The organism is Streptomyces sp. NPDC041968 (assembly GCF_055589025.1).
Map to the genome: position 1 here is coordinate 385,418 of NZ_JBVJCB010000007.1, position 14,387 is coordinate 399,804.

The window sequence follows — 14,387 nt, forward strand, 5'->3', positions numbered from 1 at the left end:
CCCGGACGGAGCCGAAGGCTGGATCGGGCGCTCTCAGGAGGAGATCGTCCAGGCCCGCCGGGGCTGGACGGAAGGGTCGCGGTTCGGGGAGGTCAAGGGGTACGACGGCGCCCCGCCGGCCGCCCCCGAGCTGCCGGCGGTACCGCTGAAGCCTCGCGGAAGGGTTCGTCGACCCCCTGATCGATTGATCTCGGCGGCACGGCGCTCCTACACGCCGTTGCCGTCGACGCCCGGGGTGGTGGCGCGGACCGCCGCGCGCCGGACCTTGCCCATGGAGTTCTTCGGAAGGGCGGAGACGAAGTCGACCGCGGTGGGGACCTGGTGGGAGAGGAGGCGGGCACGGCAGTGGGACGTCAGTTCCGCCGCGGGCAACGGAGCCAGGGCGACGACGGCGGCCCGGACGCGTTCGCCGGTGTCACCCGTCTCCTCGCCCCACACGACCGCCTCGGCGACCGACGGGTGGGCGAGGAGGGCCCGTTCCACCTCAAGGGGGTTCACCTTCTTGCCACCCACGTTGATGAAGGAGTCCTTGCGGCCGACCAGGTGCAGGTGGCCCTCCGGGGCGATGCGGGCCACGTCGCCGGTGGCGTACCAGCCGTCGCGAAAGGCCCGCCGGGTGGCCTCGGGATGGCCGAGGTAGTGCGTGAACATCGCCGGTGTGCGGACCAGTAGCGCCCCCTCCTCGCCCCTCGGCACCTCCTGCCCGTGGTCGTCGACGACACGGACCTGTACGCCGGGCAGGGGGCGGCCCACGCCGTGGCCCGCGCCGGGGCCGTCCTCGGGCCGGTGCGCGGCGATGACCCCGGCCTCCGTGCAGCCGTAGACCTGCTGGACGTCCAAGCCGAGCCGTTCCCGGGCCCGCTGTGCCACAGCCGGCGGCAGGGCGGCCCCCGAGGAGAGGCACAGCCGCAGGGCGCGCGGCGGTCGCGGGGGGCGAGAGGCGGCGGCCGCGCGTGTCGTCAGGTCGTAGGCCATGGGGGCGGCGACCAGCACCGTGCAGGCGTGCTCGTCCAGGGCACTCAGGAGCCGTGCGGGGGTGAAGCGGCCGAGGAGAACGAGCTGCGCCCCGGCCCGCAGAGCGGTGACCAGCCCGGCGACCATGCCGAAGGAGTGCAGCAGCGGGACGGCGACCAGGACGCGGTCGTCCTCGCCGACGCCGTAGGCGCGCGTGTAGATCCCGCCGCCGTTGACGAGGTTGCGCTGCGTGTGAACGACCGCCTTGGGTTCCCCGGTCGAGCCGGACGTGTACTGGTACAGGAAGGGGGCGTCGGGTTCGGCGGTCCGCGGCTCGTCGTCGGGCCTACGGGTGGGGCCTCGCCGTGCGGGTGTGTCCGCGACGTCGGCCGGTTCGTCCACGGAGACGAGGACGCGGTCGTCGAGCGGATCCTCCTCCTCGCCGCCGCCGCCGAGCGCGCGGAGTTGCGCCTCGTGTCCCGCGACGAACAGAGGGCCCGTCGCGGCCCGCAGGGCGGCCAGTTGGGGCCGGGTCGTGCCGGGCTCGAGGGGGACCAGGCGTACCCCGAGGCGCGCGGCGGCGAGGAAGGCGATGACGCATTCCGGGGTGTTCTCCAGGAGCAGCGCCGCCGTGCCGTGCGAAGGGAGGCCGAGGGAGTCCCATCGGCGCGCGGTGGCCCGCACCCTCGCGTGCACGTCCCCGTACGTGAGGGCCTGGCCCCCGCAGCGCACCGCGACGGCGTCCGGACGGGCGCGGGACGCGCGGTCGAGCAGGTCGTCGAGGGTCACGGGAAGGGGTGCCTTCCCGGTGCCGGACTTGGTGGCCATCGCTCACGCCTTCCTCTCGACGACGGACAGCAGACGCGGGTCGTCGGCGGGGTCGTCGTCAGGTTCCTGGTGGCGGAAGTACCGGTCGTACAGGCGGTGGTAGGCACCGTCACGGGCCAGCAGGGCCGTGTGGTCGCCCTCCTCGGTGATCCGTCCGTCGTCGACGACGACGATCGTGTCGGCCTTGCGGACGGTGGGCAGCCGATGGGCGACGACGATGGTGGTGCGCTCCTTGGCGAGGGCGTCCAGACCTTCCTGCACCTGTGCCTCCGTCAGGGGGTCGATGCTGGCCGTGGCCTCGTCGAGGATCAACACCGGAGCGTCCTGGAGGAAGACCCGGGCGAGGGCGACGAGCTGTCGCTGACCGGTGGACAGATTGCGTCCGCCCTCGTCGGTGGGGGTGTCCAGGCCCTGCGGGAGCTGGGCCAGCCAGTCGCCGTCCGCCACCGCGCGTGCGGCGGCCTCGACGTCGTCGCGGGTGGCGCCCGGCCGCCCGCGGGCGATGTTGTCGGCGACCGTCCCGGAGAAGAGGAACGGGGTCTGCGTCACGACACCGAGGCAGCGCCGGTACTGGTCGAGGTCCAGGGTGCGCACGTCCTGCCCGTCGATCTCGATGCTTCCCTCCTGGAACTCGTACGCGCGCGTGATCAGCCGCACCAGGCTGGACTTGCCGGCCCCGGTGTGTCCGACGAGCGCCACGGTGCGGCCCGCCGGGACGGTCAGGCTCACACCCTTGAGAACGGGGTGCTGGGCGTCGTAGCCGAAGCGGACGTCGCGCAGCGTGATCTCGCCGCGCAGGCGCGGGACGGGGAGGCTGTCGCGCTGACGCACCGCGGGCTCGCGGTCGACGAGCGCGAAGACCCGTTCCCCGGCGGCCAGTCCCTTCTGGAGCTGGCTCCAGAAGGAGGCGATGCTGGTGAGCGGCGACCAGAACAGGACCAGCGCCTCCAGGAACAGCACCCACTGACCCGCCGTCACACTGCCGGAGTCCACGCCGTGGCCGCCCAGCAGGACCACCGCGACCGTGCCCAGCCCGGTCAGCGAGATCAACAGCGGGAAGATGCCGCTGAACATGCGGTTCAACCGCACGCTCGCCCGGAACCAGCGGTGGTTGACCTCGTCGAGTCCGGCTTGCGCGGTCCGCTGATGGCTGTGGTTGCGCGTCACGGCGATGCCGCGCAGGGTTTCCTGCACATAGCCGTTGACCTCGGCCAGTGCCTCCTGCTGCCGCAGGGAGGCGCTGCGCGCGGCGCGCCGGAAGGCGAGGCTGACGGCGACGACGACCGCGGCGACGAGCGTCGTCACCAGGGCCAGCGGCACGTGGATCAGGAACAGCGCGGTCAGCAGGATGACGATCATCAGTACTTGGCCGAGCAGGCTGAGGACCAGGCTGATCAGCGTCGCGAACGCCTGTGTGTCATTGGTGACCCGGCTGACCACCACACCGGTGGCGTAGGTGTCGTGGAACGTCATGTCCTGTCGCATGGCCGCCTCGAACACGCGTCGGCGCAGGCTGAGGACGACGTCGCTGACCAGGGTGCCGGCCATCCGCTCCTGGAGGTAGGTGAACAGCCAGGCGAGCGTGCCCGCGGCGAGGACCGCCGTCACCAGCCAGGCCACCCGGTCGTCGCGGTCGTCACCCAGGGCGGAGTCGACGGTTCTGGCCAGCAGCAGGGGTACGGCGCTGCCCGCCGCGGCGGCGACGACCACGGCGACGGCCACGAACGCCACCGTGCCGCCCCTGTTGCGGAAGTAGGGGGCGATACGGCGGGCCAGCTCGCGATCGCGGTAGCGGCGGTCGTAGCCGTCCTGCTCGATGCCCTCCAGCAAGTGCGCCATCAGTGGCTCTCCTTCCTGTCGCCCACGGTGCGCGGGCCGGAGGAAGCCGGCTCGTCCAGGTAGGGCGCGAAGATCCGTCGGTAGAACGAGCAGTCCCGCAGGAGCTGTTCGTGGCTGCCCTGGCTGACGATCCGGCCGGCGTCCAGGACGAGGATGTGGTCCGCGGCACGGATACGGGACAGTCTGGGTGTGACGAGGAACGTGGTCCGCCCGGCCGAGGCCTGCCGCATGGCGCGTTGCAGATCGTGCTCGGTGACGGCGTCGACGGCGCTGGTCGCGTCGTCCACGGCGAGGACGCGGGGATCGGCCACCAGCGCGCGGGCGATGGCCAGGCGCTGACGCTGCCCGCCGGACAGGGTGACCCCGCGTTCGCCGAGGACGGTGTCGTAGCCATGCTCGGTCGCCGTGATGAAGTCGTGGGCCTGGGCGGTACGGGCCGCGGCCTCCAGTTCGGCGCGGCCGACGCCGCTCTCCGCGCCGAGCGCGAGGTTCTCGGCGATGGTGCGGGAGAACAGCACCACGTCCTGTTCGACGACCGCGATCTGCGAGCGCAGCGACCCGGTGTCCCATTCCGTGGTGGCGACCCCGTCCACCAGCACGCGCCCCGCGTCGGGGGAGTAGGTGCGATTCAGCAGGTGCAGGAGCGTGGACTTGCCGCTGCCCGTGGCACCGACGACGGCCACGGTGCTGCCGGGAGCCACCCGGAACGACACGTCGGACAGCACCGGCTCGCCGGGTTCGTAACCGAAGGTGACGTGCTCCATGGCGACCTCACCGGTGAGCGGCGCGGCATGCGGGCCGCCCCGCTCGTCCTCGCCGTCCGGGTCGTCGACGACCTCTTTGATCCGCTGGGCCCCGGCCATGCCGAGGTGGATGAGCCCGAGGCTGAAGGAGGCGAGCTGGGTGGGAGCGCGCAGGGTGCCCATCAGACCGAGCACGGCGACGAGTTCGCCGATGCTCAGGGAACCCCCACGCAGCAGGACCACCGCGTGCACCAGGGTGCCCGCGGTGGCCAGGGTCAGCAGCAGTGGGGGAAAGGACAGCGCCTGAGTGCGGATCTGACGCACGGAGGCGTCGCGGTAGGCCGTGGCCAGTTCGGCGAACCGGTCACGCTCCTGGTCGACGCCGCCCGTCGACTCGACCACCTCGACCCCGGCGACGCTCTCGGTGGTTTGGGCCGTCATGTCGCCGAAGCGCTCCCGGGCCAGGTCCGACACGGGCTCCAGGCGCCGCCCCTGCTCGGCGAGGGCCACCGCGAACAGCAGGACGAAGACGACCGGTGACAGCAGCAGCCGCGGGTCCACCAGGGCGATGAAGACGATCGGCATCAGCACGTTGAGGGCCAGGTCGACCGCCATGTCGAAGCCGGGCGACACCATCAGGTTCAGAGACTCGGTGTCACCGGTGGCACGGGCGGACAGGTCGCCGATCCGGCGTCGGTTGAAGTAGCCCTGGCTCTTGCGGAGCAGACTGGCGAAGACCTGGGCGCGCGCCTCGCGCTCCAGCCCGCTGGCGAAGGACTCCAGGCAGTAGGTGGCCACGATGCCGCCCGCCGCCCGGACGACCACGAGCGCCAGCAGAACGGCGACGATGGCGTGGAAGGTGCCGAAGTCGGGTGCGGATCCGTCGTGGTCGAGGACCGCGTCGAAGGCCAGGCCGACGACCAGGGGGATCGCCGCGTTCAGCGACTGCCAGACGAGGCTGCCCAGCAGATGGAGGGCGATGTACGGCCGGAACGGCCGCATCTGCGCCAGCAGCCAGCGGGCCACGCCGGCCCGCGCCTCGGCACCGTGAGCGGCGCCGTCCGGGCCCGCTGTGTCGGCCGGATCCTTCCCCGGGGGGACGGTCTCGGCGGTCATCGGCACTCCTTCTCAGGGGTCGGTGGCTGGGTCACATGCGAACCGGCGGGTCCCGGAAAAAATGATCGGCCCATGGTTTCGGCCATTGCTTCCCGAATTTTGCGGCTCCCGGACGCGCGGGGTTTTCCAGCCTGGCTTGAAAATGGCACCGGGGCGTCGCCGGGCGCCGCGGGAAGTGGTCGCTGCTCTCCGATGTGTTCCGCGGAGGGCCGCGTACAGGAGATCCGAGCAGGGCGCCGACCCGCGGGCCGAAGCAGGCGAGTGTTCATCCGGCGCGTGACGAGGCGGCGTGGCCGGGATGGCGGCGCGCCGGGACGGACGGATGTCGCCCCTGCTCAGAGGGTGTTTCTGTGGTGTGGTGGATCGAGGTTCGGGCTGCGTCGTCGAGTTTTTCCCGCAGCGGTGCAATGGGGTGCGGGCTTCCCTCGGCATGGAAGCTACTTGTTTTTCGAGAAAAACGAAAGCCTGGCTCTGAGGTGTGAAATGCAGCAAGTAGGTGAAAATTAAACAGTGGGCGGATCGCGTGCGTGGTGGGCATTGCAGGGGGCGTGCCGGCCGCCCGCGCGAAACCATGGGAATGGTTGATCCGGAACCATTCGTCTGGGTACCGTGAGCGTCATTGTTGAGCATGAGTCGCTATTGCGTGTTCATGGCAACTCGGCCGTACCGGCGCGCCGGTACGGGGGCAGTCGCGTTCTCCCGGGGGGCCAGAGGCGCAAGGCGGCAGTGAGGAGGAGTACGAGTGAGCCAGACGCTGTGCCACCCCCCCTGTCAAGGAGACCAGCTCGTGGTGACCACTCTTGTGCGCAACGGAACCCCGCGGTTCGGGCTGCGAGCCGTGCTGTCGGACGCCCCTTCCGTGGGCGAGGTCAGGCACTGCGGTGACTGGAGGGAAGTGGAGGATGCCTTGGGCGCGGGTCGAGTCGACGTCCTGCTGCTGCACGAGGACGATTACCTCCGCGATCGCGGAGTGCTCGCCGGCGTCCGGCGCCGACGGCCCAAGTTAATGCTGTTACTCAGCAGTGACGACGTGCGCGAGGAGATACTCGCCGGACCCCCGGTGCCCGACGGGTTCCTGGTGGAGGACGAGTTGACCGCCTCCGCGGTCGAGGACGCTCTTCGGCGGACGTTGGCGGGGGAGGTGCCCATGCCCACCTCCGTCACCAGAGGACTGCTGCACCGCCTCCGCGAGTCGGGGCACCACCGGCAGCGCGAGGTCTCCTTGACCGCCCGGGAGAACGAGGTGCTGCTCCTGCTCGCCGAGGGCATGAGCAACAAGCAGATCGCCCGGCGCCTCGGCATATCCAGCCATGGCGTCAAGCGCATCGTCGCCAGCCTGCTGCTGAAGCTGGGGGCGCCCAATCGGACCGCCGCCGTGGTGACGGCCATACAGAACGGTCTCATCAGCTGCTGACAGGCCTCAGCGGCCGGGGGGCGTCCCCGTCACGCGCCCGGTCACCGTGCCGTCCGTCTCGCGGCGCGGTGACCGGGCGCGGGTGGTCCCACCCGGTGGTCGCGGGTGGCGGACGGGGCGTCGGCCCGGTCGCCGCCCCGGTGACCGGGCCACCACGCGTCGTGGCGCGTCGGGCAACGTTCATGGGGCGATGTTCCAGGGACGGGCGTTCCGTGGGGAAGTCTCAAGCGGGCGCACGACCGGTGTACCCGAACGGGCAGGGCCATATGTACCGGTGCCGCCCGCGCCGGACGGCAGCTACGGTGAGCGGGGCCGTGACAGCCCCGGAGAGGAGCGAGCCGTGGCGCTGCCCGTTACGCACCGTGTTCCGTTCCGCGGGCGACGGACCGCCGTAGCGCCGGCCACCTGCGCCCAGCGGCACATGTGGAACCTGATGGAGCGGCAACTGCCGGACGCGGCCTTCTACAACGTGTGCCACTGGGTCGACCTGCCCGGCCGCGGCACCGCGCAGGAGCTGCTCGCGGTCTTCGCCGAACTGCTGGGCCGCCACGAGTCGCTGCGTACCGGTTTCAGCCACACCCCGGACGGCGCCCTCGTCCAACGGGTCGCCGCATCAGGGCAGTTCGAGGCCGAGGTGTGGACCATCGGTGACGGTGAGGACAAGGAGAGCGTGCTGCACGCCTGGCGGCTGCGCATGCGGCACTCCCCCTTCGAGCCGGCTCGCGCCCCGCTGGTCCGGTTCATGGTCACCGTCGCCGACGGAGCACCGGTGCTCGCCGGCTTCTGCGTGTCCCATCTGGCGGCGGACCTGATGTCACTGCGCCTGCTGGCCGACGAGACGTCCCGGCTGCTCGACGCCGCCTCCGTCGGGCGTCCCTTCCCGCCCGCCGTGCCGTCCCGGCAACCCGTCGAACAGGCGTGGTTCGAGCGTTCCCCGCGCGGCCAGGCCCTGCTGCGTCGCGCCCATGCGTACTGGCGCCGTCAACTCGCGAGCGCGCCCGCCACCTTGTTCCCCGTGCCGGACGGGACCGGCGGGCGGTCGGCCGGCACCGACGGCGAATCCACGGCGGCCGTGCGCTACAGCGCCGCTCTGGACTCCCGGGCGGTGGCACTCGCACTGCCGGTGCTGGCGCGGCACTGGCGGGTGAGCACCTCCGCGGTGCTGCTGACCGTCGTCGCCCAGTTCCTCGGGCGGCGGGCCGGATCGTCCTCGTGCACCCTGCGCCTGCTCACGGCCAACCGGTCGGACCCCGAGCTGCGCGGCACCGTCGCCAACCTGCATGCCGAGGTCGCCGTGACGGTCGACCTGGAGGGGGATCTCGTCGAGGACATCGCCCGCCGCGCCTTCGCCGCCTGCACCGCCGCCTACGCCAACGGTCTCTACGACCCGGACGAGGTGTCGGACCTGTTCGAGGCCACCACCCGTGAGCGGGGCGTCCACGTCGACCTGTCCTATTGCTTCAACGACATCAGGGCGGGCCACGGGCCGCCCGAGGCGGCAGGGGACCGGGCGAGCCGCGTGTCCGGCGCCGCCCTGCGGATGGCGATGGCGGACACTGTGGTGGCGTCCCACGAGTTCGAGGAGGGCGAAACCTTCTTCCTGGTGATCGACGACGAGGAACCGGGCTGGGTCCGGCTGGTACTCAACGCCGACGCCAGGGCGCTCACGCCGTCCGGGGTCCGCGGTTTCCTGTACGACGTCGAACGCGCGCTCGTCGAGCACGCCGAACACGCGGTGGCGGACGGACTCTGACGGGCCTCGCCCCCCCGGCGGGCTGACACGGCCGAGGGCACCGGACCGCATCGCATGGGCTGTGGCCGCAGGCTCCGGCGGCATGGCCGCCTTGCCGGTGCCATCGCGTCCCGGGGCGCCGCTTGCGCCGACCCGCTGCCGCGGCCCGTGGTGCCGGGTGCGGTGGCTCGCGCGGCCGTGCCCCGGAACAACCCGTCGTCCGGACTCGCGGTGAGGCGCGGTAAGGCGATGCCCCGCAGAGGCCTGCACGGAAGACAAGCGATGGGCAACTCCGGCGCACACGTGCGGTGCACGCCTCCAGAGGCCGCGAAGAGTCCGGAGAGCGGAGAGCCCCCTCGCGCGTCCCCGCGTCGGCTGAGGCGCGCGTGGCCGGCGGACATCCGCGTTTCCTCATGGTCCCCGCACCCGTCCGCACCCGCCAGGCGCATCCGGCCGGGCGTTCGGCGTAGCCGGATGACCATAGCCCAAAGTGGGGGTGGCACCCTCACCGCGCCCTGGCAAGACTGTTCTCCGTGCCACCCAGAACAGGTCAGGTCAGGCAATAACGCGGCGGTCCCGCAACCGGACGCCGGCCAGTGCCTCGGACCCGCCGTCCTGGCGGCCACCGCGCGCATGCCCGGCGAAAGCGCCCACCGCGACCGTCCACCGCCGACCGGCCCGGCCCGCGGGATGCCCCGGCACCCCGTACCGGTCCGCCTCCCCTCCTCGGCCACCGTCCCGACGCGACCTCCTCCTGGCGGGAGCATATGCCCGTACTCGTAGTCCGACTCGCCCACCGACCAACCGCGTTCCGTCTCGACCGCGTGCCGCAGCGGACGGGGGGCTGCGGGTGAACGCCCGCGCCGCCGGGCCGGTCACCCGCACACCCCCGGCCGAAGGCGTCGGGGCCGAGCGGTACGGACCCGCACCGGTCGAGAACCCCGCCCTCGGCGAGGTGTTCGCCCATACCCCGGGGTGCACGCCCCAGCAGTTCGACGCGGTCCTGGACGACGCGCTCCGCGCCCACCCCGGCTGGGCGGCGACGCCGCTCGACACCCGTCGCGAGCACCTTCTCGCCTGCCACCGCGCCCTGCTGGCCGCCGTGGAGCCGATGGCGGACCTGCTCACCCGGGAGCAGGGCAAACCCCTGAGGCACGCCCGGGCGGAAGTGCGGTTGGCGGCCGACTGGTTCGCCCATACCGCCCGGCTGGACCTGAGTCCGCAACGGTTGGTCGACGAGCCCGCCGTCCGCGTCGCACTGGAGCGCGTCCCCCACGGCGTGGTCGCAGCGATCGCGCCCTCCAACTACCCCGTCCTGCTGGCCGTGTGCAAGATCGCGCCCGCGCTGCTGGCCGGCAACACCGTGGTCCTCAAGCCCTCCCCGGACACGCCGCTGTCCAGCCTGATGATGGGCGACACCCTCCGGGAGGTGCTGCCCGCCGGCACCTTCGCGGTCGTGGGCGGCGGCACGGAGTCGGGTGCCCGGCTCACCGTCCACCCCGCGGTCCGGCTGGTGTCCTTCACCGGTTCGGTCGACACCGGACGCGCCATCGCCCGGCAGGCCGCGGCCGGCCTCAAGCGGATCGTGCTGGAACTCGGCGGCAACGACCCTGCCGTCGTCCTCCCCGGCGCCGACGTCGACGCCGTCGCCGGGGACCTGTTCACCCGGGCCATGACGAACAGCGGGCAGTTCTGCGCCGCGGTCAAACGCGTCTACGCGCACCGCACGCAGTACCACCGTCTGGCCTCGGCCATGGCCGACCTGGCGAGCGCCGCCGTCGTGGGCGACGGGCTCGACCCGGCCACCGAGTACGGCCCGCTCGTCAGCCGCGCCCAGCGGGACCGCGTCGCGGGCATGGTGGACGAGGCCGTCCGCTCCGGCGCCCGGGTCCTGGCCGGCGGCCTCGTCCCCGACCGGCCCGGCCACTTCTATCCGCCCACCGTCGTCACCGACCTCCCGTCGGGCACCCGCCTCGAGGACGAGGAGCAGTTCGGCCCGGTCGTCCCGGTCGTCCCGTACGACGACCCGCAGGAGGCGATCGACCGTGCCGACGCCTCGCCGTACGGGCTGGGGTGCTCCCTGTGGGGCGACGAGGACCGGGCGCGGGCCCTGGCCGACCGGCCGCGGTGCGGAACGGTGTGGATCAACACCCACGGCGTCCTGCGGCACGACGTGCCGTTCGGCGGCCATCGGGACTCGGGGATCGGCGTGGAGTACGGCCCCTGGGGTCTTCACGAGTACACGCAGCTCAAGGTGCGCCACATCGCGCTTCGCCAAGCAGATCGGGAGATGTCATGAGGGACACCACGGTGGCCGGCGTCGACAGGACGGAGGGCCTCGACCTGACCGGAGTCAGTGTCTTCGTCGGCGGGCCCATCCAGCACGCCCTCCGCGCCGAGGGCTTCCACCAGCCGCTGCGGCACGCGATCAGGGACATCATCGACGCCGTCTCGGCCGCGAACGGCACGGTCTTCTCCGCTCATGTCGCCGAGAAGTTCGGCGACGACACCGCCCTGTTCACCCCGGACCAGGTCAGTGTCCGGGACTACGACTGGATGCGCCGCTGCGACGTGTTCGTACCGGTGCTGCCGGTGGACGCCGCGGGCGAGCTGATGCGCACCGACGGCACCCACGTCGAACTCGGCTGGGCCTCCGCGCTCGGCAGGCCCATCGTCGTCGTCACGCCGACGCCCATGGCGCCCAACGCCAGCCATCTGCTGCGCGGGCTGCCCTCCGTCGGCGACGTGACGGTGTTCGACCTGGCCGAGGCCCGCGCCCACCCCGCCGAACTGCTCCGGCTGCTCGACAAGCTGGGCCGGGAGGCCGTGATGTCCGAGTGAACGGCACCGCGCGGATTCTGGGGCTGCGGCTGTCGTCCCCCGTCGTGGTGGGCTCCGGTCTGCTCACCGACCAGGAGCGCAACATCCGCCGCCTCTTCGACGACGGGGCGTCAGCCGTGGTCACCAAGACCATCCACCCCGACCCCGGCCCCGCGGGCGACGAACGTCTGCTGCGCCTGCCCACCGGCCTGCTCAACAGCACCACGTACTCCCGTCGGCCGGTCGGTGACTGGTGTGCGATGCTCCGCCGGTTCGCCGACGACGGGCTGCCGGTGATCGCCTCCGTGCACGCGGAGTCCCCGGACGAACTCGCCGAGCTGGCCGACCGTGTGAGGCAGGCGGGCAGCCCCGCCCTGGAACTCGGCATCTCCTGTCTGAACGAGGAGGGCGGGCTGGACGACACCCCGGAGCGCGTCGCCGCCTACACCGATGCGGTGCGCCGCCGGACGCCGGTGCCGTTCAGCGTCAAGCTGGCGGCCGGCGAGCGGGTGCGGGAGCGCGTCGAGGCGGCCCTGGCCTGCGGTGCGGACGCCATCACCCTGAGCGACACCGTCGCCGGACTGGCCGTCGACGCGGACACCGGTGAAGTGCGCCTCGGAGGAGCGTTCGGTTACTCGGGGCCCGGGATCAAACCGCTCGTGCTCGCCGAGATCTTCGGCCTGCGCCGCGCCGGGCTGACGGTGCCGGTGATGGCCAGCGGCGGGGTCGAGAACGGCAAGGACGTGGCGGAGTACCTGAGCGTGGGCGCCGACGCCGTCCAGGTCTACACCGCACTGCACCGGGACATGCACGCCACGCTCCGGGCCATCCGCGCGGGCTTCGACGACTGGCTGGGCGCACACGGTGGCACGGTGGCGGACCTGGTCGGGCGCAGTGTCAAGAGGTCATGAGGTGAGGGCGATGCGGCAACGCGACACGAACGTACCCCGTTACGGAGACCTGACCAGTCCGGAGGTGCCGACGGCCATGCGCGGCGCCACCCTGGTGTGGCCGGTGGGAGGACTGGAGCAGCACGGCCCCCACCTTCCGCTCTCCGTCGACATGGACATCCCCGACGCGCTGGCCCGGCAGGTGGCCGCGGAGGTCGGCGGGCTGCTGCTGCCCGGCCAGCCGGTCTCGGCGAGGTCACTGCCGCAGAGCGGTGGCGGGCTCCACTTCCCCGGCACCGTGCATCTCGGCGGCGCCACCTTCATCGCGTACCTCACGGACTGCCTGACGGCCCTGTCCCGCCTCGGCCTCGGCCGGCTCGTCGTGATCAACGGGCACTACGAGAACGAGGGCCTGCTCTTCGAGGCGATCGACGGGTGTGCGCCGGGCACCGTGTTCCCCGACACCGAGGTGGTCGCCTTCAGCTGGTGGAGCCTGGTCACCGAGGACTGGCTCGGCGAGCACATCCCGCGGTTCCCCGGCTGGCACGCGGAGCACGCGGGGCTGACCGAGACGAGCCTGATGATGTACCTGCGCCCCGACGTCGTGCGCGCTCAGCGGCCCAGCCACGCCTCGCCGCCGCCCGCGGGTGTCTACCGGCATCCTGTCGACGCCGAGAAGATCTCCAACCAGGGCGTGCTGTCCTCCGCCACCGGCGCCTCGGCCGAGCTGGGGGAGCGCCTGTTCTGGCACCTGGTCGACGGCATCGTCGAACTGCTGGGCAAACCCGCCCGGGACGCCGCCGGACGGCCCGCCGCGTCCAGCGGCCCCGGGCACGTCGCCGCGTCCCCGTGAGCAGGACCGTACTCGTGCACCGCGCGCCTTCGACCAGAGGAGAACCCATGCGCCTGCCTCCCCATGAACGCGATGAGTTCGAAGCCCGCCTGGAGAGCCTCTTCGGGGACAAGCTGCGCCCTGTGGAGGAGTCCTTCGACGCCATCCAGCGATTCAAGGACGGGTCGTTCGCGATGGGGCACCTGGGGCTGATGCTGTACACCAACGGCTACAACCTGCGCGGCACCAGCACCCGCCATCCCAACGGCCTGGTCTACCACGACGGTGAGAACCTCTTCGGCGTCGGCTACTTCAGCAAGGAGGACGGCCCGGCCAAGCACCTGCACCTCGTCGCGCCGAAGGGCCCGGGGAAGGTGGCGGCCGTCACGTCCTTCATCGCCGCCGTCCGCGAGGCCGGGCTCGCCCTGACCTCGGTCTACGTCCGCCACCTGACGCCGGAGGACCATGCCGCCTTCCTGGACGCCGGCTTCGACCCGGTGACCAAGGATCCGTGGCACCCGGTGGCGCCCGAGGAGGACGAGACCCACCCCAATCGCGTCTACTACCTCGACACGCTCTTCGACGAACAGCCGGACGGCAGCCTCCGCGTGCGCAACCTGCCGAGCGAGGAGCACCGCCGGTACAAGAGCAAGAGCCGCCTCGCCTTCCGCCGGTTCGAGAACTTCCTCCAGCGCAACGACCACCTGCAGTTCCGTATCCGCCCGTACGGCTACACCGAGCCGGAGACGCGCAAGGCCCGCGCCATCGTCGAGGGCTACTTCGACGCCCGCCGGGAGCAGGGCACCCTGGTCGGTTCCACCCCCGAGGACTACCGCGCGCTGATCACCCAGCGCCCTGGCGGGCAGAACGAGCGGGACTACTTCGCCTATCTCGGCGGCCTCTTCCTGCCGGACGGTGAGGAGATCCCCGTGCTGTTCTTCGCGGGCGAGCGCACCGCCCCGCTCAGGGCCTCGCTCTACTGCACGATGACCATGCGCTTTCCCGAGCGGCTGACCGGCGTCCTGAAGGACCCCACCGGCTTCACCGCCATTCCCCAGTACGTCTGGCTGACCGTGTTCCAGAAGATGTGGCGGCACGGCATCCGCGAGGTCGACGCGGGCGGTTCCGAGGTGAAGGGCCTCGACGACCAGAAACGGCAGCTTGGCGGCCGAGCCGAGAAGACCCACTGGGTCGTCGGCTGACCCACCGCCGCTCCATC

10 protein-coding genes and 1 pseudogene are annotated in these 14,387 nt (G+C 72.0%); 8 read left to right on the plus strand and 3 right to left on the minus strand.

Features of this window, described 5'->3' with window-relative positions; genetic code table 11:
* Nucleotides 1–19 precede the first annotated feature (19 nt).
* Nucleotides 20–169 (plus strand): annotated as a pseudogene (locus ACZ6EG_RS19740) (pirin family protein); the annotation flags it as partial.
* Between the two features lie 38 nt (nt 170–207).
* Here the strand turns inward: ACZ6EG_RS19740 and ACZ6EG_RS19745 are convergent.
* The 3 genes from ACZ6EG_RS19745 to ACZ6EG_RS19755 are packed head-to-tail and all read right to left on the minus strand — an operon-like array spanning nt 208 to nt 5,480.
* A complete protein-coding gene (locus tag ACZ6EG_RS19745) occupies nt 208–1,782 on the minus strand; it encodes a class I adenylate-forming enzyme family protein (protein WP_469606093.1) in 1,575 nt (524 codons plus the stop codon).
* Nucleotides 1,783–1,785: 3 nt separating this feature from the next.
* Entirely contained in the window at nt 1,786–3,621 is a 1,836-nt protein-coding gene (locus ACZ6EG_RS19750; RefSeq protein ID WP_469606096.1) for an ABC transporter ATP-binding protein, read from the minus strand.
* Nucleotides 3,621–5,480, minus strand: a complete 1,860-nt coding sequence (locus tag ACZ6EG_RS19755; RefSeq protein ID WP_469606099.1) for an ABC transporter ATP-binding protein — start codon at nt 5,478–5,480, stop codon at nt 3,621–3,623. Before ACZ6EG_RS19755 ends, ACZ6EG_RS19750 begins: the two co-directional genes overlap by 1 nt.
* A gap of 1,006 nt (nt 5,481–6,486) precedes the next feature.
* On the opposite strand from ACZ6EG_RS19755, the gene ACZ6EG_RS19760 reads away from it, so the two are divergent.
* From ACZ6EG_RS19760 to ACZ6EG_RS19790, 7 genes are all read left to right on the plus strand, one after another.
* On the plus strand, nt 6,487–6,894 hold the full coding sequence (locus tag ACZ6EG_RS19760; protein ID WP_391972255.1) for a response regulator transcription factor: 408 nt from the start codon (nt 6,487–6,489) through the stop codon (nt 6,892–6,894).
* 340 nt (nt 6,895–7,234) lie between these two features.
* Nucleotides 7,235–8,647, plus strand: coding sequence for a condensation domain-containing protein (locus ACZ6EG_RS19765; RefSeq protein ID WP_469606103.1), 1,413 nt, complete (start codon nt 7,235–7,237; stop codon nt 8,645–8,647).
* A gap of 829 nt (nt 8,648–9,476) precedes the next feature.
* A complete protein-coding gene (locus ACZ6EG_RS19770) occupies nt 9,477–10,925 on the plus strand; it encodes an aldehyde dehydrogenase family protein (protein WP_469606106.1) in 1,449 nt (482 codons plus the stop codon).
* Nucleotides 10,922–11,467, plus strand: coding sequence for a nucleoside 2-deoxyribosyltransferase (locus ACZ6EG_RS19775; RefSeq protein WP_391972252.1), 546 nt, complete (start codon nt 10,922–10,924; stop codon nt 11,465–11,467). The genes ACZ6EG_RS19770 and ACZ6EG_RS19775 overlap by 4 nt, the downstream gene beginning before the upstream one ends.
* Nucleotides 11,464–12,357, plus strand: coding sequence for a beta/alpha barrel domain-containing protein (locus ACZ6EG_RS19780; protein WP_469606110.1), 894 nt, complete (start codon nt 11,464–11,466; stop codon nt 12,355–12,357). Before ACZ6EG_RS19775 ends, ACZ6EG_RS19780 begins: the two co-directional genes overlap by 4 nt.
* A 10-nt stretch (nt 12,358–12,367) precedes the next feature.
* Nucleotides 12,368–13,189 (plus strand): creatininase family protein, encoded by an 822-nt coding sequence (locus tag ACZ6EG_RS19785; protein WP_391972250.1) that lies wholly within the window; start codon nt 12,368–12,370, stop codon nt 13,187–13,189.
* Nucleotides 13,190–13,236: 47 nt separating this feature from the next.
* Nucleotides 13,237–14,370 (plus strand): hypothetical protein, encoded by a 1,134-nt coding sequence (locus ACZ6EG_RS19790; protein ID WP_391972249.1) that lies wholly within the window; start codon nt 13,237–13,239, stop codon nt 14,368–14,370.
* Nucleotides 14,371–14,387 lie beyond the last annotated feature (17 nt).